Below are 22737 nucleotides of genomic sequence, written 5' to 3'. Positions count from 1 at the left end.
CAACGGCTCGATCACCGCCCACGACTCATCGGTCAGCTCATGACGACGCACCACGCACAGACCAACGCGCCAACCACTTTGCGGACACGGCCTAGCGGGCCATCTCCTCCTTCAGTGCCGCGACGAACGCGTCCACGTCCTCCTCGGTCGTGTCGAAGGCGCACATCCAGCGGACGTCGCCCGCGGCCTCGTCCCAGAAGTAGAAGCGGAACCGCTTCTGGAGGCGCTCGGTCACGTCGTGCGGGAGGCGGGCGAACACCGCGTTGGCCTGCACCGGGTGGAGGATCTCCACGCCGTGCACGGCGCGTACGCCCTCGGCGAGGCGCTGGGCCATCTCGTTGGAGTGACGGGCGTTGCGCAGCCACAGGTCCCGGGCGAGCAGGGCCTCCAGCTGCACCGACACGAAGCGCATCTTGGAGGCGAGCTGCATGGACAGCTTGCGCAGGTGCTTCATGTGACTGACGGCGTCCTGGTTCAGGACCACGACGGCCTCGCCGAACAGGGCGCCGTTCTTCGTGCCGCCCAGGGAGAGGAGGTCGACGCCGGCGGCGTTGGTGAGCGTGCGCATCGGGACGTCCAGGGTGGCCGCGGCGTTGGCCAGCCGGGAGCCGTCCAGGTGCACCTTCATGCCGTGCGCGTGGGCGTGCTCGCAGATGGCGCGTATCTCGTCCGGCGTGTAGACCGTGCCCAGCTCGGTGGCCTGGGCGATGGAGACGACCTGGGGCATCGCCCGGTGCTCGTCGTCCCAGCCGTACGCCTGCCGGTCGATCAGCTCGGGGGTGAGCTTGCCGTCGGGCGTGGGCACGGTGAGCAGCTTCAGGCCGCCGACCCGCTCGGGCGCCCCGCACTCGTCGACGTTGATGTGCGCGCTCTCGGCGCAGATCACCGCACCCCAGCGGTCGGTGACCGCCTGGAGGGCGACGACGTTGGCGCCGGTGCCGTTGAAGACCGGGAACGCCTCGGCCGTGGGCCCGAAGTGGCTGCGGACCAGGTGCTGCAGGTTCTCGGTGTACGCGTCCTCGCCGTAGGAGACCTGGTGCCCGCCGTTGGCCAGGGCCAGGGCGGCGAGCACCTCCGGGTGGGCGCCGGCGTAGTTGTCGCTGGCGAAACCGCGGACCTCGGGGTCGTGGTGGCGACGGGCGTCGGTCTTCGGCGGGTTCACGGCTTCTCGGTGAGCCACAGACGGTTTCCGTTCACTTCGGCGGCGGGCTTCTCCCAGACCCCGGTGATGGCCTCGGCCAGGTCCTTGACGTCGGTGAAGCCCGCGAACTTCGCGTTGGGGCGGTCGGCACGCATGGCGTCGTGCACCAGTGCCTTCACCACCAGGATCGTAGCCGCCGAGGTCGGGCCCTCGGGGCCGCCGGCCTTGCGGAAGTAGTCGGCCATGGCCAGCGTCCACGCCTCGGCCGCCGCCTTGCCCGCGGCGTACGCGGCGTTGCCCGCGGTGGGCTTGCTGGCGCCCGCCGCGCTGATCAGCACGTACCGGCCTCGGTCGCTGCGCTGGAGCGCCTCGTGGAAGGCGAGGGACGTGTGCTGCACGGTGCGCACGAGCAGCATCTCCAGGAAGTCCCAGTCGTCGAGGCTGGTCCGGGTGAAGGTCTCGCTGCCGCGCCAGCCGCCGACGAGGTGGACCAGTCCGTCGACGTGGCCGAAGTCCTTCTCGATGCGGGCGGCCCAGTCGCGGGTGGCCCGCAGGTCGAGCAGGTCGACCGTGTCACCGGTGACGGTGGCGCCGCCGGTGGCGTAGCTGGCCGCGTCCACCGCCTCCGCCAGCCGCTCCGGGTCGTTGTCCGAGCCGATGACGGTGGCCCCCGCCTCGGCCAGCCTGAGCAGCGCGGCCCGCCCGGCGGGTCCTCCCGCTCCGGCCACCGCGATCACCGCGCCGCTGAGCGCCCCGTTCCCCGCCATGGTCTTCGCCTCCTGAGCCGTGTTCTCGCTTCGCCGATCGCTCACGCGGCGATCCGCTCGGCGCCGTCCGCCGTGATGCCCTTGGTGGAGGCGATCACGTTCTTGAGCTTCTTGGACAGTGCCTCATAGAACATGCTCAGCGGAAACTCGTCCGGAAGCACGTCATCGACGAGTTTGCGCGGCGGCTGCGTCAGATCCAGGGCGTCCGGGCCCTTGGCCCACTTCGACCCCGGGTGCGGGGCGAGGTAGGTGGAGACGAGCTCGTACCCGGCGAACCAGTGGACGATCTTGGGTCGGTCGATGCCGTCGCGGTACAGCTGCTCGATCTCGGCGCACAGCTGGTTGGTGACCTGCGGGGCGCGCTCCCAGTCGATGGAGAGCTTGTTGTCCCGCCAGCGGACGACGTCGTGCTTGTGCAGGTAGGCGAAGAGGAGCTGGCCGCCGAGGCCGTCGTAGTTGCGCACGCGCTCGCCGGTGACCGGGAAGCGGAACATACGGTCGAAGAGCACCGCCACCTGCACGTCACGCGCCTGCGGCACGCCGTCCTGGGCGAGCTTCACGGCCTCCCTGAAGGCGGTGAGGTCGCAGCGCAGCTCCTCCAGACCGTACATCCAGAACGGCTGGCGCTGCTTGATCATGAACGGGTCGAAGGGCAGGTCGCCGTGGCTGTGGGTGCGGTCGTGGACCATGTCCCACAGGACGAACGCCTCCTCGCAGCGCTTCTGGTCGTGGACCATCGCGGCGACGTCCTCGGGCAGCTCCAGGCCGAGGATCTCGACGGCGGCGTCGGTGACCCGGCGGAAGCGGGCGGCCTCGCGGTCGCAGAAGATGCCGCCCCAGCTGAACCGCTCGGGGGCCTCGCGCACGGCGATGGTCTCGGGGAAGAGCACGGCGGAGTTGGTGTCGTAGCCCGCCGTGAAGTCCTCGAACTTGATGCCGCAGAACAGCGGGTTGTCGTAGCGGGTGCGCTCCAGTTCGGCCAGCCAGTCCGGCCAGACCATGCGCAGCACGACCGCTTCGAGGTTGCGGTCGGGGTTGCCGTTCTGCGTGTACATCGGGAAGACGACCAGGTGCTGGAGGCCGTCCGCGCGGTTGGCGGCGGGCTGGAAGGCCAGCAGCGAGTCGAGGAAGTCGGGCACCTGGAAGCCGCCGTCGGCCCACCGGGTCAGGTCCTTGGCCAGGGCCTCGTGGTAGGCGCGGTCGTGCGGGAGCAGCGGGGAGAGCTCCAGGACCGCGTCCGTGACCTGGCGGACGGCGAGCTCGGCGTCGGCCGGGTCGGGCGCGCCCTCGGCGTCGAAGTCGATCGACCCGTCCTTGGACTGCCATGGCCGGATCCGCTCCACGGCATCCTTGAGCACGGGCCATGCCGGGTGCTCCACCACCCGGGCCACGGGAGGAACCCGCTCCTCCGAACCCACCTGCACAAGAATTTCCGTCATGTCACACCTTCCACGGGAGAATCTCGCGTACGCAGACCGTATACATACGAGGTTCCTCCCAGCAAGGGCCGCCTCGGGAAAATATCCTGCCTCACCCGGCCCTTCACCGCACTTTTTCCTGCCGGTCACCTTCCTGCCCGTACGCACGCCGACCATGCCCTCGCCCTCTCCACAGGGCGGGTGCAGGCGATACGGTCAGGTGGGCCGTCAGGCCCCCAGTGCCGCCCTGTCGACGGAAGAGAGTCGCGTCTTGAACTTCCTCACCATCGGTCACCGCGGAGTCATGGGTGTGGAACCCGAGAACACCCTCCGGTCCTTCGTCGCCGCGCAAGAGGCCGGTCTCGACGCCATCGAACTCGATCTGCATCTGAGCAAGGACGGCGCGCTCGTCGTCATGCACGACACGGACGTGGACCGCACGACCGACGGCACCGGGCCGATCGCCGAGAAGACCCTCGCCGAACTGCGGGCCCTGGACGCGGGCCGGGGCGAGCGGGTGCCGGTCTTCGAGGAGGTCCTGGACGCCGTGCGGACGCCGCTCCAGGCGGAGATCAAGGACGCCCAGGCGGCGCGGGCGCTGGCCGAGGTGATGAACCGGCGCGGGCTGGCCGGCCGGGTGGAGGTGTCCTCGTTCCACGACGAGGCGATCGCCGAGATCAAGCCACTGGTGCCGGGTGTGCGCACGGCGCTGATCGCCAGCCGCTACACCACCGACATCGTGGACCGCGCTGTCGCGGCCGGTGCCGAGACCGTCTGCCTCAACATCCGGCGGCTCACCCTGGAGATCGTGGAGCGGGCCCGCAAGGCCGACCTGAGGATCATCGGCTGGGTGGTGAACACGCAGGACCATCTGCGTCTCGTCCGCGCCTTCGGTCTGGACGGCGCGACCACCGACCACCCGGACATCAAGCGCACGGGCCGCTTCACGGCGTAGAACCGGTCCCCATTGGTCAGGCGAGCTCCTTGACCAGCAGCTCGAACTGCAGGTCGTCGCGCTGCGGGACGCCGAAGCGTTCGTCGCCGTACGGGAACGGGGTCATCCGTCCCGTACGGCGGTAGCCGCGCCGCTCGTACCAGGCGATGAGGTCGTCCCGCACGGAGATCACGGTCATGTGCATCTCCGTCGCGCCCCACGTCTCACGGGCCAGCCGCTCCGCCTCCGCGAGGATCACCTTGCCGAGGCCCGCGCCCTGGAGCCGCGGGCTGACCGCGAACATGCCGAAGTAGGCGTGGTCTCCCCGGTGCTCCAGCTGGCAGCAGGCGACGATCCGCCCCTCCTGCTCCACCGTCAGCAGCCGGCCGTCGGGCGACTTGATGACGGCCAGCACCCCTTCCGGGTCGGTCCGCTGCCCCTGGAGGATGTCCGCCTCGGTGGTCCACCCGGCCCGGCTCGCGTCGCCCCGGTACGCCGACTCGATCAGCGCGACCAGTTCGTCCACGTCGGCGTCCGTGGCATCGCGGAAGGTCAGTCCGGTGGCGGCGGTGTCCATGGGCGTGGGTCTCCGTTTCGTGGGGCGCGCGGGCAGGGATGAGCGTAACTTCGCCACTAGGCTCCGGTGCATGGTGCATGTACTCAGCAGCCGGATTCTGCTCCGTCCCACCGACCCCGAGCGCTCCCGTGCCTTCTACGGTGAGCAGCTCGGGCTCGCCGTGTACCGGGAGTTCGGTACGGGGCCGAAGCGCGGGACCGTCTACTTCCTCGGCGGGGGCTTCCTGGAGGTCTCGGGCCGGTCCGAGACCCCGCCCCTGCCGGCCACGCGGCTGTGGCTCCAGGTCGCCGACGCGGCGGCGGCGCAGGACGAGCTACGGGCGAAGGGCGTGGAGATCGTCCGGCCGCCGGTGAAGGAGCCCTGGGGGCTGGTCGAGATGTGGATCGCCGATCCGGACGGGACGCCGATCGTGCTGGTGGAGGTCCCGGCGGACCATCCGATGCGCTACCGGCCGGGCATCTGAGGTCACCCGGGGCGGTGCTCCCAGCCCCGGTCGGTCCGGGTCAGTTCCCGAAACCCCGCGTGAGTCAGGTGCCCGAGCATGGTGCTGTCGGCGGCGGATTCGTAGGCGACGAGCCGGTCCACCCCGCACAGCCGGAGCCAGTCGGCGGCCTGGGCCAGCAGCCAGTGCTCCAGTCCGGTGCCGTGCTGCGCCGGGTCGATGTGCAGGTTGCCGATATCGGCCAGACCGGCGGCCCGAGCATGGCGTTCCGGGCGGGCCAGGGCCGTGTCGATCTCGACGAACCCGAGGGCGCCGGTGCCGGAACGGGCCGTGAAGCGGGTGCCGCACTCCCCCAGCGTGCGCTCGACCGTGACACCCGGCCGGGGCTCGGGCTCCGGCAGGTCGGCCACCCGGGCGATCAGCATGACCTCGGTGTCCCCGGCGTGCCGGAAGCCCGCGCGTTCGTAGACGGCCCGGATGTGCGGCCAGTTGCGGGGCAGGCCGTAGACGAGGGGGGCGGGCAGCGCGCCGTCGGCGTACCGGGCGCGGGCGTTCCAGCGGGCGAACTGGGCCACGCACGCCCGCATCAGCAGGTCCGCGGCTTGGTCGGCGTCCGGCCAGAAGGATGCCGCCGGACGGCACACGAACCAGTTGATCTCGGCGGCGTCCCGGTAGGTCTCTCCGACCTCGGCGTCGGCGCGGTAGCGCAGCAGATGGGCCGCGGCGACGACGTACTCGCGCTGCTCGGCGACGAGCGTCGTCCGTTCGGCGACCCACGGGTCGGTGATGAACTCGCCGGGCTGCCGCTCCAGGTCGCTGAGGACGGTGTTGACCGAGACCGAGACTCCGGGGACGACGGCCGCCACGTGCATGTTGACCAGGTCGGTGAGCTGGTCGCGGTCGGCGCGGCGGAAGGGGCGCACCTCGAGCGCGGGCATGGGAAACCTCCGGGCAGGGTGAAGGAGCGGGAGGCCGCCACGCGGTGCGGTACGGGGACGAGGGTATGCCGGGGCCGGTGCGGCACACCAGTGGGTTTCCCCGGATGGCAGGCAGAGCGGGCTGCGGCTTAGCGTGCTGGAGAGGCTCATGCCCGGGGACCCCTGCGGAAGGAACGCCATGAAGCTCGACGCACCGGTGACCGGCGGGCCCTGCTGGACCGAGCTGGGGACCACCGATCTGGAGGCGGCCCAGCGGTTCTACACGAGGCTGTTCGGCTGGCGGCCCGAGGCGGACCCGCGTCAGGAGGCGGGCGGCTACACCGTCGCACACCTCGGGGACGCGGCCGTCGCCGCGCTCGCCCCGCTGTACCAGCCGTCGCAGCCGGTCGCCTGGAACGTGGCGTTCGCGGTGACCGACGCGGACGCCGCCGTCCGTGAGGTGACCGAGGCGGGCGGGGCGGTGCTGTTCGGCCCGACGGACGTGTTCGACGCGGGCCGGTTCGCGGTGGCCGCCGACCCGACGGGTGCCGCGTTCCAGCTGTGGCAGGCGGGCACCTTCCCGGGCGCCGGGCTGTTCAACGCGCCCGGTTCGCTGGGCTGGGCGGAGCTGTACACCCGGGATCCCGAACAGGCCGTGGCCTTCTACAGCCGGGTCTTCGGCTGGACCGTCAAGGCCGCGGAGCGGTACACCCAGTGGGGCGTCGACGGGGCGGATTTCGGCGGCATGGTGACGATGGACGACAAGTTCCCGCCGGAGGTTCCGGCGCACTGGCTGCCGTACTTCGCCGTGGCGGACGTCGACGCCACGACGGCCGTCGTCCAGAAGCTCGGCGATGTCCTGATGGTCCCCACCTCCCTGCCGGGCGGCCGGCGCATCGCGGTGCTGCGGGACCCGCAGAGGGCGATGTTCGGTGTGTACCGGGCGGGCGACGAGGGCTGAGAACGGCGTGTGACGCCGGGGCCGTGGTTTGCGTTGGAGTGCGCTCCAGCTCATAGCGTCGTGCGGACGACCTGCCCGGAGGGAAGACCGTGCGTTACACACTGTTCGGCAAGACCGGTCTGCGCGTGAGCGAGCTGAGCCTCGGCGCCATGACCATCGGCGACGACTGGGGCTGGGGCGCCGGCAAGGAGGCCAGTGCCCGGATCGTCGACGCCTACGCGGAGGCGGGCGGCAACTTCATCGACACCGCCAACAATTACACCGACGGCAGCTCGGAGCGGATCCTGGGTGAGCTGCTCCAGGGCCGGCGCGACACGTTCGTGCTGGCCAGCAAGTACACCTGCGGGATCCGCGACGGCGACGTCAACGCCGCGGGCAACCACCGCAAGAACCTGGTCCAGTCGGTGGAGGCGAGCCTTCAGCGGCTGCGCACCGACCGGCTGGACGTGCTGTGGGTGCACGCCCGGGACAACTTCACGCCCGTCGAGGAGGTCATGCGGGCGCTGGACGACCTGGTCCGCACGGGCAAGGTGCTGTACGTCGGTGTCTCGGACTGGCCGGCTTGGGAGATCGCGCAGGCCAACACGATGGCGGAGCTGCGGGGCTGGACCGCGTTCGCCGGTTCGCAACTGCGCTACAGCCTGCTGGAGCGGACGCCGGAGCGCGAACTGCTGCCCCAGGCCCGGGCGTTCGACCTGGCGGTGCTGGCCTGGGCGCCGCTCGCGGCCGGGAAGCTCACCGGCAAGTACCGCAGGGGCGAGACGGGGCGGCTGGACACCACGGGCGGGGACGTCGACTCGCGTGAGGAGGCGGTGATCAGCGCCGTCCTGGAGGTCGCCGAGCAGGGCGGCTGGAGTCCGGCCCAGGTGGCGCTCGCGTGGCTGCTGGGCCGGCCGGGCAACGTGGTGCCGATCATCGCGGCGACCAAGGAGAGCCAGCTCGCCGACAATCTGGGCAGCGTCGACGTCCGCCTCGACGCGGACGCCCTCGCCCGTCTCGACGAGGTGAGCGCGGTGCCGCTCGGCTTCCCGCACGACTTCGTCCGCGATCCGGCCATCACCCGGAACATCTACGGCGATCGCTGGCCGGCCATCGACGACCGTCGCTCCACACACCGCCGCACGGCGCACGAGGTGCTCTGACGGAATGCGCGGGCCGCGGTCGCCTCAGCTCCGCAGCGCGCCCAGGCGGCCTTCCAGCTGGGCGAGCAACTCTCCGAGCAGGGCGGCCAGTTCGCCCTGCTCGGGGGCGTCCAGGCCGGACAGGGCGGCGGTCTCGTAGGCGAGCTGGGCGGGCAGGATGCCGTCGACGAGTTCGCGTCCGGCGTCGGTGAGGCGGAGATGGGCGACACGGCGGTCGCGGGTGTCGCCCCGTCGCTCGACCAGGCCGCGTTCGGTCAGCTGCTTGAGGCGTTTGGTGACGGCGGCGCCGGAGGAGAAGGTCTCCCGGGCCAGTTCCCCGGGCGTCAGCTCGTGCCCGGTGCGGCGCAGCGCGCCGAGCAGATCGAACTCGGGACGGGTGAGACCCGCCCTGCGCAGCGGCGCGTCCTCGGCCTGCTGGAGGAGGGCGGCGCAACGGTTGATCCGCCCGATGATCTCCATCGGACCGGTGTCGAGCCCGGGATGGACGGCCTGCCACTGCCGGACGACGGCGGCGACGGTATCGCCCCGCCGCGGCGCGCCCAGGCCCCCGGCGACCGGTTCCCACCCGGCCGCCGGGGGCTCACCGACCCGTTCCCGTCCGGCTGCCGGGGGCTCACCGACCGATTCCCGCGCGGCCGCGGGGGGCTCACCGTCCAGGCCTGCTCCAGCCGCGGGGGGCTCACCGTCCATGCTCGCTCCGGCCGCCGGGGTCTCACCGGCCGGAGCCGCAGCTGTCTCACGGCCCGGATTCCCACCAGCCGCAGAGGCATCGCCGCCCTGGCCGCCTTCAGCGGCAGAAGCTCCCCTGCCCAGGGCAGAAACCTCCGGCCCCGGCCCCGGGTCCGCGGCCCCCGTCGCCGACTGGGGGCCGTCCCCCGTGCCGCCTCCGTTGGGCGATGGTCCCTCCGTCGCCGTCATGGCCGTGCGTCCTCCGTCTTCGTGTCCGTGCCCCGGTCCGGGAGCAGCCCCTGGCGTCGTGCCGTCGCGGCGAGCGTACGGTGTCCGGACTGTTCGGCGAGCACGACCCGCTCCTGGGGCAGGGCGCGCTGCCACCATTCGCCGGCCGCCGCGTCGGCGGTGGCGCGCAGATCGGCCAGGGCGACGGCGAGTGCGCGGCGCGCGGCCGCCAGGGCGGCGGGGTCGGGATGCGGCTCGGCCAGGAGGCGAGCGGCGCACTCGCGGGCCCGGTCGGCGGCGGTCAGGGCGCGTTCGACCCGGTCGCCCGCCCTCCGGTTGGTGACGGCCACGGCGGCGGCGAAGCCGACCAGGGCTCCGACGACCGTGTCCACGAGCCGCTCGGTCATCAGCTCGCCCGGCTTCTGGTACCCGGCGAACTCGGTGATGAGCAGGGCCATGGGGGTCACGCAGACGCTGCCGAGCCAGTAGTTGCGGCTGATCAGCAGCTCCGCGCCGAAGCTGAACGCGAGGCAGCACACCACGAGAGCCGCCTCGCCCAGGTGCGCGAGCGGTACGACGGCCGCGAAGACGAGCACTCCGACGACGTTGCCCACCACGCGCTGGACGGCCCGGCTCCAGGTTAGGGCGATGTTCGCCTGGTAGAGCGAGGCGGCGGTGACCAGAGCCCAGTAGGGGCGGCCGACGCCGAGGGCCAGGGAGGCGTAGCCGGCGAGCGCGCAGCCGAGCGCGGTGCGAACCGCGAGCGGGGTCAGCGGGCTGAGCCGCGCCCGGAAGCCCTGGGCCGCGTCCACACCGAGCAGTTCGTCGGCGGCCGCCCGGGGCAGCCCGGCCTGCGGGACGGGCCCGGTGCCGCGCAGTGCGTCCGCCCAAGCCCGCAGCCGGCCGGCGTCCGCCTCCGTCGGTGCGGCGAGGGCCACCTCGGCGCGCACGACCAGCCGTTCGAGCGCGCGCCGGGTACGGGACCGGGCGCTGGTGGACAGCAGGGACTGCCAGGCGGCCTGCACGGCGGTGTAGCCCGCGGCACGGGCCCGGGCCCGGCCCTCCCCGGTGCCGCTCATGTCGGCGTACGTGGCGGCGGCCTTCAGCGCGGCGGCGGTGGCGCGGCGCTCCGGGCCGTGCGGGCGGACCAGCGCGGGCGCCATGCAGACCAGCCAGGCCCAGCCGCCCGTCGCGGCGGCCAGTGCCAGGTGGCCGGGGACCTGGGCGAGGGTCTGGGGCCCGAAGAGCGAGGCGGAGCTGACGAACGTGAGGACGACATGGCCGGGCGGTCCGACCCGGGTCGCGTCGCACAGCGCCTTCTGCGCGGCGGCGAGCAGTGCGCCGACGGTGACCAGCACGACGGCGCTGCCGGTGAGTGAGGCCGCGACCAGGGAGACGGCGAGCCCGCCGAGCATGCCGAGCACCACCCACACCAGGGCCCCGGCGCGGGCGGCGTAGGGCCGGTTGTGGGCGTACAGCGCGCAGAGGGATCCGGCCATCGTGTACAGCGCCAGGTCGAGCCGGCCGAGCGCCAGCAGGGTGAGGTTGGGCGGGGCGATCGCCGCGACCACGCTCAGCGCGGGCTTGAACCAGATGTCCGAGGGACGGCCGACGCGCAGTACGCCCGCCAGCGGGAGACGCCGGGCGGGCGGGGAAGCGGAGGTCGCACTGCGCAGGGGACTCATGAGACACAAGGTTAGCAGGTGTTTTACCTGTAAAAGATATGTCCTCACCTGCCGTGCTCCGTCGAATGCTCCCCGTATACCTCCTTGCGCTCGCGTGCGCGCCGCACGGCCCGGGCATCGATGGACCGACTGCCGAGCTGACCGACCGTCGAGCGGGGAGGACGCGTGCACGGAACGGCTACGTCCGGCTGGCTGCTGGTGGCGCTCTGCGCGGTGACCGGCGCCTACTGCCTGGTGCGGATGCGCAGTGGCGCCGGGGAGGAGCGCGGCGCCGCGGGCGGTGAGGCGCTGATGGGTTTCGGGATGGCCGCGATGGCCGTGCCGGCGGCGGTGTTCACTCCGCCGCCGTGGGCCTGGCCCGCCTACGCGGTGCTGTTCGGGGCGGCCGCGGTCCCCGCGCTGTGGGCGGCGCGGACGGGTGCGCACCACCTCCACCACCTGGTGGGGGCCGGGGCCATGGTCTACATGTCCGTCGTCATGGCGGGCGCTCCCGCGCACGGGCAGGCAGGATCGGGGGTCCCGTTCCTGACGGGTGCGCTGCTGCTCTACTTCGCCGGATACGTGCTGGTGACCGGCGTCCGGCTGGTGCCGGTGCCCGCCATGGCGGGCGGTGGGGCCGGGGGCGGCGGGTCCGCCGGGTGGGGGGACCGGCCGGAGCTGGCGCGGGCCTGCAGGCTGTCCATGGGGATCGCGATGGTGGCGATGCTGCTGACGCTGTGAGCAGGACCGTCCCGGCCCGCCGTACGGATCCGTTGTCTGCGTCACTTCGGCGCCACAAGTCGTATCCCTGGGCGGCGCATCGCTCATAGGCTGCGCCTCATGATGCTCCCCGCGGCACTGTTGCTGCTCGGCGCCCTGATCGCAGTGGTCGCCCCCCGGCTGCTCGCCCGGGCGGACTGGCCCGATCGTGAGCCGGTCGTGGCGCTGTGGGTGTGGCAGTGCGTGGTGGCGGCCGTGCTCGTGTGCTGTGCGCTGTCGATGACACTCAGCGCGGCAGCCGCCTGGCAGGCGGTCGGCGGGCCCGTCTTCGCGACGGCGCCGGGCCCGGTCGTCGAGGCCTACGCCCTCGGTACGGCGGGCCCCTGGGCGGCGGCCACCGCCGTGGCGCTGGCCGGCGGCGGGCTGTGGAGCGCGGCGATGCTGGTCCGCGAGATCGGCGGGGCACGCGCGCGGGGCCGCCGCCGACGGGCCGATCTGCTGGTCAGGGCGCCGCTGCTGCCGGGAGAGGTGGCCGTGTCGGGCCGGCTCGTCGTCCTGGAGAGCGAGCAGCCCGACGCCTGGTGGCAGCCCGGCGCTCCGCCGCAACTGGTCGTCACCACGGCCGCGTTGCGGCGGCTGAAGGGCAGGCAGCTGGACGCCGTGCTCGCCCATGAGCAGGGGCACGCGCGGGCCCGGCACGACTGGCTGCTGAACTGCTCCTCGGCACTGGCGGGCGGCTTTCCGCAGGTACCGGTGTTCGCCGCGTTCCGCGACGAGATGCACCGCCTGGTCGAACTCGCCGCCGACGACACGGCGTCCCGCCGCTTCGGCCGCCTGACCACGGCCCTGGCCCTGGTCGAACTCAACGAGCACCGCGGCGTGTTCGGGCCCTGCCCGACGCCGCAGGCCCATGTCTCGGCGCGGGTGCACCGGTTGCTCACTCCACCGGACCGGCTGCCCCCGGCACGCCGGCTGCGGCTGACCGCGGCGGCCGCCCTGGTGCCAGTGGTGCCGGTGCTGGTGGCCTTCGTGCCGGGGCTACGGGCGCTGGGATAGCCCGGTGCGTGTTCCGGGGCGCCTGTGGCTTCGTGCCCGTCTTCGGAGATCGGAGACATGAGGCGTGCCCGTGTTCGGAGACGTGAGGGTGGCCTCCCGGTGGCCGAAGTGTGCGGTCCGCGTGTCGAAGATCGCCGCCGTACTGGATCCGGAGCCCCCGGTTCGGCGAGGATCGCATCATGCACACCCGGTCCGTCGACTCCCCGCCCCGCCCGCAGCGCCGCACCGCCGCCCGGTCGGCCGGCGTCCTGGCCCTGTGCTCCGCTGTGCTGCTGACCCTCGTCGCGGCCAGATGGAGCCCGCTGATCAGCACGGACGGAGACATCTCCGCCACCACCCACCGCTGGGCGGTCGAGGAATCCGGCATCACGCAGGTGTGCCGCATCCTCACGGACTGGGTGTGGGACCCGTGGACCATGCGGGTGCTGTGCGCGGTCGTGGTCGTGTGGCTGGTGGTGCGTTTCGCGGCGCGCTGGACGGCGGTGTGGCTGGCGCTGGCCGTCACGCTGGGCACGCTGTTCCAGCAGGCCCTGAAGGCCCTGGTGGACCGCCCCCGCCCGGTCTGGCCCGACCCCGTCGACTCGGCCCACTACTCGGCCTTCCCGTCGGGCCACGCCATGACCGCCACGGTGGTGTGCGGCCTCCTCCTGTGGCTCCTGCGCCGGCACGGTGTCGGCCGTGCCGTGTGGCGTACGGCCGTGACCGTGGCCGTCGTGTCCGTGGTCGGCGTGGGGCTGACCCGGATCTGGCTGGGCGTCCACTGGCCGACGGACGTGGTGGGCGGCTGGCTGCTGGGCGCGCTGGTGGTGGCCCTCGCGGTGTGGACGCACGAGCACCGGCAGCCGCGCGACCGCCCGGACATCGCCGCCTCGTAGGATCGCCCCATGACGGCTGTGCTGTTCGACTTCTCCGGAACGCTGTTCCGTGTCGAGTCCACCGACTCCTGGCTGCGCGGCGTCGTGGCCGACGCCGGAGTCCCCTTCACCGAGCCGGAGTTGGCCGCCGCCGCGCGTGCGCTGGAGGCGGTGGGGGCGCTGCCCGGCGGCGGCGATCCCGCACGCGTGCCGGCTGAACTCGCCGACACGTGGCTGATCCGGGACCGCAGCGCCGCACTGCACCGGGCCGCCTACACCGGCCTGTCCCGCCAGGTCACGCTGCCCGACCCCGCGTTGCACGACGCGCTGTACGACCGCCACATGTCTCCGGCGGCATGGACCCCGTACCCGGACGCCGTCGAGGTGCTGGGCACGCTGCGGGAGCGGGGCATCCCCGTCGGGGTGGTCAGCAACATCGGCTGGGATCTGCGCCCGGTGTTCCGCGAGCACGGCCTGGACCGCTACGTCGACGCGTACGTCCTGTCGTACGAGCACGGCATCCAGAAGCCCGATCCGCAGCTGTTCGTCACCGCCTGCGAGGCGCTCGGCGCCGATCCGCGCCGGACGCTCATGGTCGGCGACGACCGCAGGGCGGACGGCGGGGCCACCGCCCTGGGATGCGGGGTGCACTTCGTGGACCACCTGCCGGTGACCGACCGGCCGGACGGGCTGCGGCCGGTCCTGGACCTGGTCGGCTGAGGCCACCGACCAGGTCACCTGGCCGTCTGCTCGCCCGCCTCGGACGATCCCCCGTGTCGCCCGAGGCAGACGGCATCGCCGGCCCGGACCGCTCGGGTCCTGGCCGGACGCCTCTGAGTATAGTTGGCTGGCAGCCAGTCAACGCAGGAGTTACAGCATGTCCCCGCGCAGCGCCTCGGTCAATGAAGAGTTGCGGAGGCGTTCGAAGGAGCGGCTTCTGCAGGCGGCGGTCGAGCTGGTCGGCGAGCGTGGCTTCGAGGCCACGACGCTCGGCGACATCGCCGACCGGGCGGGCTCGGCCCGTGGTCTGGTCTCGTACTACTTCCCCGGCAAGCGCCAGCTCGTGCAGTCCGCCGTGCACCGTCTGATGCACCGCACGCTGGAGGAGGCGCTGGAGCGCGAGCCGCGCACCGAGGACGGCCGGGAGCGGATGGCGCGGGCCATCGACGCGATCCTGGGGCTGGCCAGGGACCGGCCCGTGCTGATGCGCCAGCACATGGCCGGGCTGTTGCAGGCCGAGGGCTTCGTGCCCTGTCCGGAGCAGCGGCGCCTGGCCGAGCTGCTGCGGGACACCGTCGCCCGGCACGGGTCGCGGGACGTCGACAGCGACTACCCGATGCTGCGGGCCCTGCTGATGGGCGCCGTGTACGCCGCCCTGGTGCCGGGGGTGCCGATGCCGGTCCCGGTACTGCGGGCGGAGTTGTTCAAGCGCTACCGGCTCGACTGGGAGCTGGGCCTCCCGCCGGAGGCCAAGGCCTCCGGCGGGAGGAGCGACAGGGATCTGTCGCGGTTCTTCGCGACCGGGGACGCACCGGAGTGCGGCCCGGGGGGTCAGTCGAAGTAGTCCGGCTGGGTCTGCACGTTGAGCTCACGCAGGTGGACCCACCGTGCCGGGTCCGTACGCCGGTCCTTGATCTTCAGGACGTCGAAGCCCTTGGTGATCTCGTTCGAGTAGATGTAGCCGTTGTAGTAGTACGCCGACCACGAGCCGCCGAAGGTGAGCTGGTCGGTGCCCAGCGGCCCGCGCTCGAAGTAAGCGATCTCCCTGGGCTTCGACGAGTCGGTGAACTCCCAGACGGAGACACCGCCCTGGTACCAGGCCTGGACCATCAGGTCCTTGCCCTTCACCGGGATCAGCGAGCCGTTGTGGGCGACACAGTTCTCGGTGTCCGCCTGGTGGCGGGGGATCTTGAAGTAGCTGCGGAAGACGAGCTTGCGCTGGTCGCCCTTGCCGACGATGTCGTAGATGCCGTCGGCGCCGCGGTTCGGGCCGGTCGCCTCGTTGCAGGTGGCCCCGCTGCCGCCGCCCAGCTCGTCGGTGAACACGACCTTGTTCGCCTTCTGGTTGAAGGTCGCCGAGTGCCAGAACGCGAAGTTGACGTTGTCCTGCACCCGGTCGATGACCTTGGGGTGCTCCGGGTCCTTGACGGAGAACAGGATGCCGTCCCCCATGCAGGCGCCCGCGGCCAGGTCCTTCGACGGCAGCACCGTGATGTCGTGACAGCCGGTCGTCTTGGACACGCCCGGGTTGGTGGGTCCGCCCGGGTTGCCGCCGCCGTCCGGGCCCTCACCGGGGAACAGCACCGGGAAGCCCACGACCGCCGCCTTCTCGGGAGCGTTGCGCGGCACCTTGATGACGGAGATGCCGTCGTGCGGCGGCTGGCAGTCCGGGTACGTGGCGTTCGGCGAGTACGAGGAGACGTACACGTAGACGTTCCGCCGCTCCGGCACCAGCGTGTGGGTGTGCGAGCCGCAGGCGGTCTCGACGGCGGCGACGTACCTCGGGTTCCGCTTGTCGCTGATGTCGAAGACCTTCATGCCCTCCCACGAGGACTTCTCGGTCGCCGGCTGCGTCGTGCTGTTGCAACTGCTGTCGCTGCGCGAGGAGTCGGTGGACAGGAACAGCAGGTTGCCGGAGACGGAGATGTCGTTCTGCGAGCCCGGGCACAGCACCTGGGCGACCGTCTTCGGTGCCCTGGGGTTGCTGATGTCGAAGATGCGGAAGCCGTCGTAGTTGCCGGCGAAGGCGTACCTGCCCTGGAAGGCCAGGTCCGAGTTGGTGCCGGGCAGCACGTCCTTGGGGATGTTGGCGACGTGCTCGATGTTGGCGGAGTGGACGATCTCGTCCTGGCCGGGTATCTCGCCGCTTTCGATGGCCTCGCGCGCCTCGGCCTGCGCGCTCTTGGAGACCCCCTTCGGCGCGACCGGAGTGTCCCCGGGATCGGGGACCGCACCGGCCGGCGCGGCCGTGAGAAGCGCGGCCAGCAGTCCGCCGGCTGCTGCGGCAACTCCCAGTCGTCTGCGCCGCGTTCTGCGGTAGTTCAACAGGATCACTGTTTTCCTCCCTGGTTCCGTTCACTGCGGAACGGTTCACGCACCACGCAGTATCGTCTTCGCCATGCTCATACCAACAGGGGGCAACGGAATCGCAATGAAGATTCTCGATCAGTGAGCCGCGAAAGCGTGCTAGGACGGTCGTAACACTCACAAGGTGTCTTCCAACACGCCTGCCACAGGAGGTCGTTGTGCTCTTCCGCCGTGCGTCGTCCCGCGCGTCCGTCGTCACGACAGGGCTGGTCGCCCTGGCCGTGCTCACGGCCGGCGGCTGCGACTCCGGTCCGGACCGGAAGCCGGCCGCCGCGGACGGGCCCGCCGTGATCGCGCCGGGCGAGCCCGGCGAGCCGAACCGCACGCTGTCCGCCGAGGAGGCGGCCGACCGGCGCTCGGAGAACGACTCCCCCAACTCGGCGGACGTCTCCTACGTCCGCATGATGATCGAACACCACGCCCAGGCCCTCGTGATGACCGAACTCGCCCCGCAGCGCGCCGAGTCGGTGAAGGTGAAACGCATCGCCGCGCGGATCGCCGCTGCCCAGAAGCCGGAGATCGAGGCCATGAAGGGCTGGCTGAAGTCGCACGGCAAGCCGCTGAAGGCGGAGCGGCACGAGCACGCCGTGATGCCCGGGATGGCGACCGAAGCCCAGCTGGAGAAGCTCCGCGCGGCCGACGGAAAGGCCTTCGACCAGCTCTTCCTGACTCTGATGACGACCCATCACCAGGGTGCGATCACGATGGCCACGGACGTGAAGGGGCAGGGCAACAACATCCGGATCGAGGAGATGGCCGACGAGGTGATCGCCCAGCAGACGAGCGAGATCACGCGGATGCGGGACATGCTCTAGCGGGGTTCCGGTCCGGGTCGCCGCCCCGGTTCGGCCCCGTTCAGCGCCGTTTTGCGCCGTTCAGCACCGGGCGCGGCGCGGTGTCAGGAGGCCGGCGTCCCGGGCCTGGCCGATCAGCCTGAGGGACGTGCGGCGGCTGTGCCCGGTCGCGCTCATCACGGCGAGCACCGGATCGGCACCCTCCTGCTGGGCCGCTCGGTACTCCCGCGCCACCAGCCACCGTCCCTGTGCGCCGGGCGGCCAGGCCGGCCGGGCCCTCCGGCCCTGCCCTCCGCCGCCTTCGGGAGCCTTCCCGGCACCGGCGCCGCACGCCTCGGCCAGCGAGTCCTCGATCCAGTCGGCGAGCACCGCCAGGTCGTCGAGGGACAGCGCGGGCTGCGCGCGTACGTCCTCCACGCCGACGCATCCCCCGGCCACGACCGCCAGCGCGTGGACGTGGGCGCCGTCGGTGAAGACCAGCCGGACGTCGAACCACCGCGTGGCGTCCTCGTTCTCCCGCACCTCCCACGCGGGCCGCACGGACACCGCGCCGCCCGCCGGAGAGCGATCAGAAAGATTGAGAAAGGATGCTTCCAGCACACACTGAACGTAACCGAATGATCACATTCCCTATAGATCGGACACGCGCCCCGAGCGGAGCACTGCACCCTGTCAGCGGAGCCCGGCCGGTGCGATGCTGGAGGCAACAGCGCTCTCGTGAGATCCCTCGGGATCCCGGGTAAGGAGTTCCGCCGTGCTGCGAGTCGCCGTCGTTGGCTCCGGGCCGAGCGGGTGCTACACCGCCCAGAGCCTCGTCCAGCTGGACCCCGAGGTGCGCGTCGACGTCCTGGACCGCCTGCCGTGCCCGTACGGCCTGGTCCGTTACGGCGTGGCTCCGGACCACGAGAAGATCAAGTCGCTCCAGAACAACCTGCGCACGATCCTGGAGCACGACCGGGTCCGGTTCCTCGGTGGCGTCCAGGCCGGTCCCGGCGGGGTGCCGGTCGCCCGGCTGCGGGAGCTCTACCACGCGGTGGTGTACTGCGTGGGCGCCGCCACCGACCGGCGTCTGGGCATCCCCGGGGAGGACCTGCCGGGCAGCTGGTCGGCGACGCAGTTCGTCGCCTGGTACAGCGCCCATCCGGACGCCGTGGACGCCGGGTTCCTGCGGGACGCCCGGTCGGCCGTGGTGATCGGCGTGGGGAACGTCGCCGTGGACGTCACCCGGATGCTGGCGCGCGGCCTGGCCGAGCTCAGCCCGACCGACATGCCGCAGGCGGCCCTGACGACACTGGCGGCGAGCCGGGTGACCGAGATCCACATGGTGGGCCGGCGAGGCCCGTCCCAGGCCCGCTTCACCACCAAGGAGCTGCGCGAGCTGGGCACCCTGCCGGAGACCGACGTCATCGTGGACCCGGCGGACCTGGCCCTGGATCCCGGATACGCCGACCCGTCCGCCCTGCCCGCCGCCCAGCGCCGCAACGTGGAGGTGCTGCGCGGCTGGTCCGAGACGCCGCCGAGCGGCGCCCCGCGCCGCATCCGGCCGCGCTTCTTCCTCCGCCCGGTCGAACTGCTCGCCGAGCGGGGCCACGTGGGCGCGGTGCGGTTCGAGCGGACCGTCCCGGACGGACGCGGCGGTGTGACGGGCACGGGCCGGTTCGAGGACATCGAGGCCCAGCTGGTACTGCGCTCGGTGGGCTACCGGGGGGTGCCCCTGGAGGGGCTGCCGTTCGACGCGGACAGCGGCACGGTGCCGAATCTGGCCGGACGCGTCCTGCGCGAAGGCGTCGTCGCGCCGGGCGAGTACGTGGCCGGCTGGATCAAGCGGGGCCCGACAGGCGTCATCGGCACGAACCGCCCCTGCGCGAAGGAGACGGCGACGTCTCTCCTGGAAGACGCCCCCGCGCTCGGCATCAGGGCCGTACCTGACGACCCCCTTCCGGTCCTGCGTGCCGAAGGCACCGACGCGGTCGAATGGACGGGCTGGCAAGCGATCGAGCAGGCGGAAGCGGATCTCGGCGCATCACTGGGCAGGGGTGTGGTGAAGCTCCCCGACTGGCAGTCCCTCATGACCGCCGTGCACGGCGACGTGCTCTAGGGGCGCGGGGGACTGCGCGACAAACCACGAACCACCCGCGGAAAACGACGAACGAGTACTAGTTACCCACCAAGACGGACGACTTGCCGCGCCGCCGCATCGAGCACCGCATCCAACAACCCCGGAAACAGCTCATCCAGATCCCCCCGCCGCAGCCCGTTCATCTTGGCGGTCCCCCGATACACCTGCCGAATCACCCCGCTCTCCCGCAACACCCGGAAGTGATGCGTGGTCGTGGACTTCGTGACCGGCAGGTCGAAGTGCGAACAGGACAACTCCCCGCTGGCCCCGGCAAGCTCCCGCACGATCCGCAACCGCATCGGGTCGGAGAGCGCATGCAGCACCCCCTCCAGCCGGATCTCGTCACGCACGGGATGCGGCAGGTCGCGACTGCTGACGGCGGGAGAGGTCACGGCGGCTCCACTTTCCTTCGGGGATCCCATAGTACGAGAACCCTCGTAGTTTGACATCCACCGTACTACGATGCCTATCGTACGAGCCGACATCGGCCCCGTGACGAATGGAGTCCGCCGTGACCTCGCTCTTCGAGCCCTACACCCTGCGCGATGTGACGATCCCGAACCGCGTGTGGATGCCCCCGATGTGCCAGTACTCGGCCGCACCGGAGGGCCCGGAGACCGGCGTCCCCCACGACTGGCACTTCGCGCACTACGCCGCCCGCGCCACCGGCGGCACGGGCCTGATCATCGTCGAGGCCACCGCGGTGTCCCCCGAGGGCCGCATCTCGCCGTACGACCTCGGCATCTGGAACGACACGCAGGTCGAGGCGTTCCGACGCATCACCCGCTTCCTCACCGAGCAGGGCACGGTGCCGGCGATCCAGCTGGCCCACGCGGGCCGCAAGGCGTCGACCGACCGCACCTGGAAGGGCGGTGCCCCGGTCGGCCCGGACGCCCACGGCTGGGGCTCCGTCGCACCGAGCCCGCTCGCCTTCGACGACCGGCACCCGGTCCCGGCCGAGCTGACCGTCGACCAGATCAAGGACGTGGTCGGACAGTTCGCGGCCGCGGCCCGCCGCGCGCTCGCCGCCGGTTTCGAGATCGCCGAGATCCACGGCGCCCACGGCTACCTGATCAACGAGTTCCTCTCCCCGCACTCCAACCACCGCACCGACGCCTACGGCGGCTCGTACGAGAACCGCACCCGCTTCGCGCTGGAAGTCGTGGACGCCGTACGGGAGGTGTGGCCGCAGGACAAGCCGCTGTTCTTCCGGATCTCGGCGACCGAATGGCTCGACGAGGGCGGCTGGAGCGCGGACGACACCGTCCGCTTCGCCGCCGACCTGCGCGCCCACGGCGTCGACCTGCTGGACGTCTCCTCCGGTGGCAACGCCTCCGGCGTGCGCATCCCCACCGGCCCGGCCTACCAGGTGCCGTTCGCCGCCCGCGTGAAGCAGGAGACGACGCTGCCGGTGGCCGCGGTGGGGCTGATCACCGAGGTCGAGCAGGCCGAGAAGATCCTCGCCAACGGCGAGGCCGACGCGGTCCTGCTGGGTCGCGAGCTGTTGCGCAACCCTTCGTGGGCGCGGCTCGCGGCGCGGGAACTCGGCGCCGAGGTGCGGGTGCCGGACCAGTACCACCGGTCGGTCTGAGCCGGCACCCGCACCCCGGGGCACTCCGCTCGCGTCAACCGGTCGCGCACGCCGTCCCGTTGAGGGTGAACGCGGCCGGGGCGGCACTGTTGCCGCTGTGACCTGCCTGGTAGCCGATGCTCACGCTCGCGCCCGGCGCGATGGTGCCGTTGTAGGACACGTTGGTCGCGGTCACCGACCCGGACGAGGGCGCGTAGGCGGCGCCCCAGCCGCCCGTGACCGTCTGACCGGCCGGGAGCGTGAAGCCGAGCTTCCAGCCGTCGACCGTCGTCGTGCCGGTGTTGGTGATGGTCACGGAGGCGGTCAGGCCGGTGTTCCAGGCGTTCACCGCGGCCGTCACCTTGCAGGCGCCGGGCTGGGGCTGGGGAGCCGGCCCCGCCTTGTCGAGGCCGAAGAAGGTGAGCACGCGGGAGGCCATGCCGTGGGCGTACAGGTTGTGGCCGACGCCCTGCAGGCTGATGGCCTCCACGGGCGCCCGGTCACCCGTGCCGCCGTAGCGCGTGCGGGTCCAGCCGGACTGGGGCGTGTCGGTGGCGGCCGGCGTCTGGCTCACGCCCTGGACGTTCGTCCACTGTTTGATCTGCTCCCCGAAGTTGGGGTAGCGCAGGACGTCGTCCTCGGTGCCGTGCCAGATCTGCATGCGCGGACGGGGGCCGCTGTACCCGGGGTACGCGTTCCGGACGAGGTCGCCCCACTCCTTGGGCGTGTGGGTGAGCGTGCCGCCCGAGCAGTTGCTGTTCCACTCGGAGCCGTCGGTGATGGCGAAGCAGGCGAACGGCACGCCGGAGAAGGCGGCGCCCGCCGCGAACACGTCGGGGTAGTCGCCGAGCAGGACGTTCGTCATCATCGCGCCGGAAGAGATGCCGGTGGCGAACACCCGGCCGCTGTCGGCGTCATAGGTGCGGGTGACCCAGTCGATCATCGACTTGATGCCGACCGGGTCGCTGCCGCCGCCGCGGCGCAGTGCCTGGGGTGAGGAGACGTCGAAGCACTTGCTGCTGCGCGTGACGGACGGGTAGAGCACGATGAAGCCGTACTGGTCGGCCAGGGTGTCGTACTCGGTGCCGTTGTACATGTCCGGTCCCGAGCCGGTGCACCAGTGCACGGCGACCACGACCGCCGGGTTCGGCGTGACGCTCTCCGGCACGTACAGGTACATCCGCAGATTGCTGGGATTCGCGCCGAAGTCCGTGACCTCGGTGAGGGTCGCGGTGGGTACGGCCTTCGCACCGGCGGCCTCTCGGGCGGGCTCGCGGGCGGCGGCCGCGGGTGCGGTGAGCGCGGTGGCCGCGAGCAACGGCAGCAGCGCGGCGAGGAACGCGAGGAGCGTCGACCGCAGCGGTCTCCTCGTCGCGGGGTGGGGGGTGGCAGGCACGTCCGGGTCCCTTCGGTTGTGAAGCGCGGCTCGCAGGACGTCGTGCGGCGGTTCAGAGCAGTGCCCGATCGGCATGGTGGCATGGACATGGCTCTCATGGAAGCGCTCCCACACCGCTCCCCCCACCACCTCCGCTCCGACCAGGTCCGGCCGAACGTGTTCTGCGCGAGGCGTTGACTAGAAAGCGCTTGCCCCCTACGTTCCGTTCAGCAGTGTGACCCGGAAGCGCCTCCGCCAAGGCGCCCGCCGGGGCCTGCCCGGCCCAGGGAAGTGCACCCCTG

General features: G+C 71.9%; 23 protein-coding genes. 12 read left to right on the top strand and 11 right to left on the bottom strand.

Annotated features, from left to right (window positions below; translation table 11 throughout):
• Window positions 1-91: 91 nt before the first annotated feature.
• The 3 genes from ABZ192_RS38990 to ABZ192_RS38980 are packed head-to-tail and all read right to left on the bottom strand — an operon-like array spanning window position 92 to window position 3347.
• Entirely contained in the window at window positions 92-1162 is a 1071-nt protein-coding gene (locus ABZ192_RS38990) for a low specificity L-threonine aldolase (protein WP_356929202.1), read from the bottom strand.
• Window positions 1159-1908, bottom strand: coding sequence for an SDR family oxidoreductase (locus ABZ192_RS38985; RefSeq protein WP_356929201.1), 750 nt, complete (start codon window positions 1906-1908; stop codon window positions 1159-1161). The genes ABZ192_RS38990 and ABZ192_RS38985 overlap by 4 nt, the downstream gene beginning before the upstream one ends.
• A gap of 41 nt (window positions 1909-1949) precedes the next feature.
• Entirely contained in the window at window positions 1950-3347 is a 1398-nt protein-coding gene (locus ABZ192_RS38980) for a DUF6421 family protein (protein ID WP_356929198.1), read from the bottom strand.
• 250 nt (window positions 3348-3597) lie between these two features.
• Between ABZ192_RS38980 and ABZ192_RS38975 the strand changes: the two genes are divergently transcribed.
• Window positions 3598-4281 (top strand): glycerophosphodiester phosphodiesterase family protein, encoded by a 684-nt coding sequence (locus ABZ192_RS38975; RefSeq protein WP_356929197.1) that lies wholly within the window; start codon window positions 3598-3600, stop codon window positions 4279-4281.
• A gap of 16 nt (window positions 4282-4297) precedes the next feature.
• Here ABZ192_RS38975 and ABZ192_RS38970 read toward each other — a convergent pair whose 3' ends face one another.
• On the bottom strand, window positions 4298-4837 hold the full coding sequence (locus ABZ192_RS38970) for a GNAT family N-acetyltransferase (RefSeq protein WP_356929196.1): 540 nt from the start codon (window positions 4835-4837) through the stop codon (window positions 4298-4300).
• Between the two features lie 70 nt (window positions 4838-4907).
• Here ABZ192_RS38970 and ABZ192_RS38965 point away from each other — a divergent pair, with 70 nt between their 5' ends.
• On the top strand, window positions 4908-5300 hold the full coding sequence (locus tag ABZ192_RS38965) for a VOC family protein (RefSeq protein WP_356929195.1): 393 nt from the start codon (window positions 4908-4910) through the stop codon (window positions 5298-5300).
• A gap of 2 nt (window positions 5301-5302) precedes the next feature.
• On the opposite strand, the gene ABZ192_RS38960 is transcribed toward ABZ192_RS38965, so the two are convergent.
• Entirely contained in the window at window positions 5303-6217 is a 915-nt protein-coding gene (locus tag ABZ192_RS38960; RefSeq protein ID WP_356929194.1) for an N-acetyltransferase, read from the bottom strand.
• 178 nt (window positions 6218-6395) lie between these two features.
• Between ABZ192_RS38960 and ABZ192_RS38955 the strand changes: the two genes are divergently transcribed.
• Both ABZ192_RS38955 and ABZ192_RS38950 read left to right on the top strand, forming a co-directional pair.
• Complete coding sequence (locus ABZ192_RS38955) at window positions 6396-7157, top strand: VOC family protein (RefSeq protein ID WP_356929193.1); 762 nt, start codon at window positions 6396-6398, stop codon at window positions 7155-7157.
• 89 nt (window positions 7158-7246) lie between these two features.
• Window positions 7247-8299: an aldo/keto reductase gene (locus ABZ192_RS38950; RefSeq protein ID WP_356929192.1), complete on the top strand. Its 1053-nt coding sequence runs from the start codon at window positions 7247-7249 to the stop codon at window positions 8297-8299.
• Between the two features lie 24 nt (window positions 8300-8323).
• Here ABZ192_RS38950 and ABZ192_RS38945 read toward each other — a convergent pair whose 3' ends face one another.
• Together ABZ192_RS38945 and ABZ192_RS38940 are read right to left on the bottom strand one after the other, a co-directional pair.
• On the bottom strand, window positions 8324-8989 hold the full coding sequence (locus tag ABZ192_RS38945; RefSeq protein WP_356929191.1) for a MarR family transcriptional regulator: 666 nt from the start codon (window positions 8987-8989) through the stop codon (window positions 8324-8326).
• Between the two features lie 224 nt (window positions 8990-9213).
• The gene (locus ABZ192_RS38940; protein WP_356929190.1) at window positions 9214-10881 is read right to left on the bottom strand and encodes an FUSC family protein; all 1668 of its coding nucleotides are present in this window, start codon (window positions 10879-10881) and stop codon (window positions 9214-9216) included.
• A gap of 165 nt (window positions 10882-11046) precedes the next feature.
• On the opposite strand from ABZ192_RS38940, the gene ABZ192_RS38935 reads away from it, so the two are divergent.
• The 5 genes from ABZ192_RS38935 to ABZ192_RS38915 all read left to right on the top strand — a co-directional run bounded on the left by ABZ192_RS38935 (window position 11047) and on the right by ABZ192_RS38915 (window position 15054).
• Entirely contained in the window at window positions 11047-11601 is a 555-nt protein-coding gene (locus ABZ192_RS38935; RefSeq protein ID WP_356929189.1) for a DUF5134 domain-containing protein, read from the top strand.
• A gap of 99 nt (window positions 11602-11700) precedes the next feature.
• Window positions 11701-12636, top strand: a complete 936-nt coding sequence (locus tag ABZ192_RS38930; protein WP_356929188.1) for a M56 family metallopeptidase — start codon at window positions 11701-11703, stop codon at window positions 12634-12636.
• 179 nt (window positions 12637-12815) lie between these two features.
• On the top strand, window positions 12816-13511 hold the full coding sequence (locus ABZ192_RS38925; RefSeq protein WP_356929187.1) for a phosphatase PAP2 family protein: 696 nt from the start codon (window positions 12816-12818) through the stop codon (window positions 13509-13511).
• A 9-nt stretch (window positions 13512-13520) separates the two neighbouring features.
• Complete coding sequence (locus tag ABZ192_RS38920) at window positions 13521-14210, top strand: HAD-IA family hydrolase (protein WP_356929186.1); 690 nt, start codon at window positions 13521-13523, stop codon at window positions 14208-14210.
• Between the two features lie 157 nt (window positions 14211-14367).
• Complete coding sequence (locus tag ABZ192_RS38915) at window positions 14368-15054, top strand: helix-turn-helix domain-containing protein (protein WP_356929185.1); 687 nt, start codon at window positions 14368-14370, stop codon at window positions 15052-15054.
• Here ABZ192_RS38915 and ABZ192_RS38910 read toward each other — a convergent pair.
• Window positions 15042-16544, bottom strand: coding sequence for a hypothetical protein (locus ABZ192_RS38910; protein ID WP_356929184.1), 1503 nt, complete (start codon window positions 16542-16544; stop codon window positions 15042-15044). The genes ABZ192_RS38915 and ABZ192_RS38910 overlap by 13 nt on opposite strands.
• Before the next feature lie 191 nt (window positions 16545-16735).
• Here ABZ192_RS38910 and ABZ192_RS38905 point away from each other — a divergent pair, with 191 nt between their 5' ends.
• Window positions 16736-17392 carry a DUF305 domain-containing protein gene (locus ABZ192_RS38905; RefSeq protein WP_356929183.1) on the top strand — a complete coding sequence of 219 codons (657 nt, stop codon included), beginning with the start codon at window positions 16736-16738 and terminating at the stop codon, window positions 17390-17392.
• Window positions 17393-17452: 60 nt separating this feature from the next.
• Here ABZ192_RS38905 and ABZ192_RS38900 read toward each other — a convergent pair whose 3' ends face one another.
• Window positions 17453-17917, bottom strand: a complete 465-nt coding sequence (locus tag ABZ192_RS38900; protein ID WP_356929200.1) for a DUF6214 family protein — start codon at window positions 17915-17917, stop codon at window positions 17453-17455.
• Window positions 17918-18125: 208 nt separating this feature from the next.
• On the opposite strand from ABZ192_RS38900, the gene ABZ192_RS38895 reads away from it, so the two are divergent.
• On the top strand, window positions 18126-19469 hold the full coding sequence (locus tag ABZ192_RS38895) for an FAD-dependent oxidoreductase (protein WP_356929182.1): 1344 nt from the start codon (window positions 18126-18128) through the stop codon (window positions 19467-19469).
• A gap of 62 nt (window positions 19470-19531) precedes the next feature.
• Here the strand turns inward: ABZ192_RS38895 and ABZ192_RS38890 are convergent, their stop codons facing one another.
• Window positions 19532-19882, bottom strand: coding sequence for a helix-turn-helix transcriptional regulator (locus ABZ192_RS38890; protein WP_356929181.1), 351 nt, complete (start codon window positions 19880-19882; stop codon window positions 19532-19534).
• A gap of 119 nt (window positions 19883-20001) precedes the next feature.
• Between ABZ192_RS38890 and ABZ192_RS38885 the strand changes: the two genes are divergently transcribed.
• Window positions 20002-21081, top strand: a complete 1080-nt coding sequence (locus ABZ192_RS38885) for an NADH:flavin oxidoreductase/NADH oxidase (protein WP_356929180.1) — start codon at window positions 20002-20004, stop codon at window positions 21079-21081.
• A 34-nt stretch (window positions 21082-21115) separates the two neighbouring features.
• Here ABZ192_RS38885 and ABZ192_RS38880 read toward each other — a convergent pair whose 3' ends face one another.
• The gene (locus ABZ192_RS38880; protein WP_356929179.1) at window positions 21116-22456 is read right to left on the bottom strand and encodes a PHB depolymerase family esterase; all 1341 of its coding nucleotides are present in this window, start codon (window positions 22454-22456) and stop codon (window positions 21116-21118) included.
• Between the last annotated feature and the right edge of the window lie 281 nt (window positions 22457-22737).

It is taken from the genome of Streptomyces sp. NPDC006235 (assembly GCF_040613735.1).
Lineage (GTDB): Bacteria > Actinomycetota > Actinomycetes > Streptomycetales > Streptomycetaceae > Streptomyces.
This window is presented reverse-complemented; position numbering and strand designations above follow the sequence as displayed.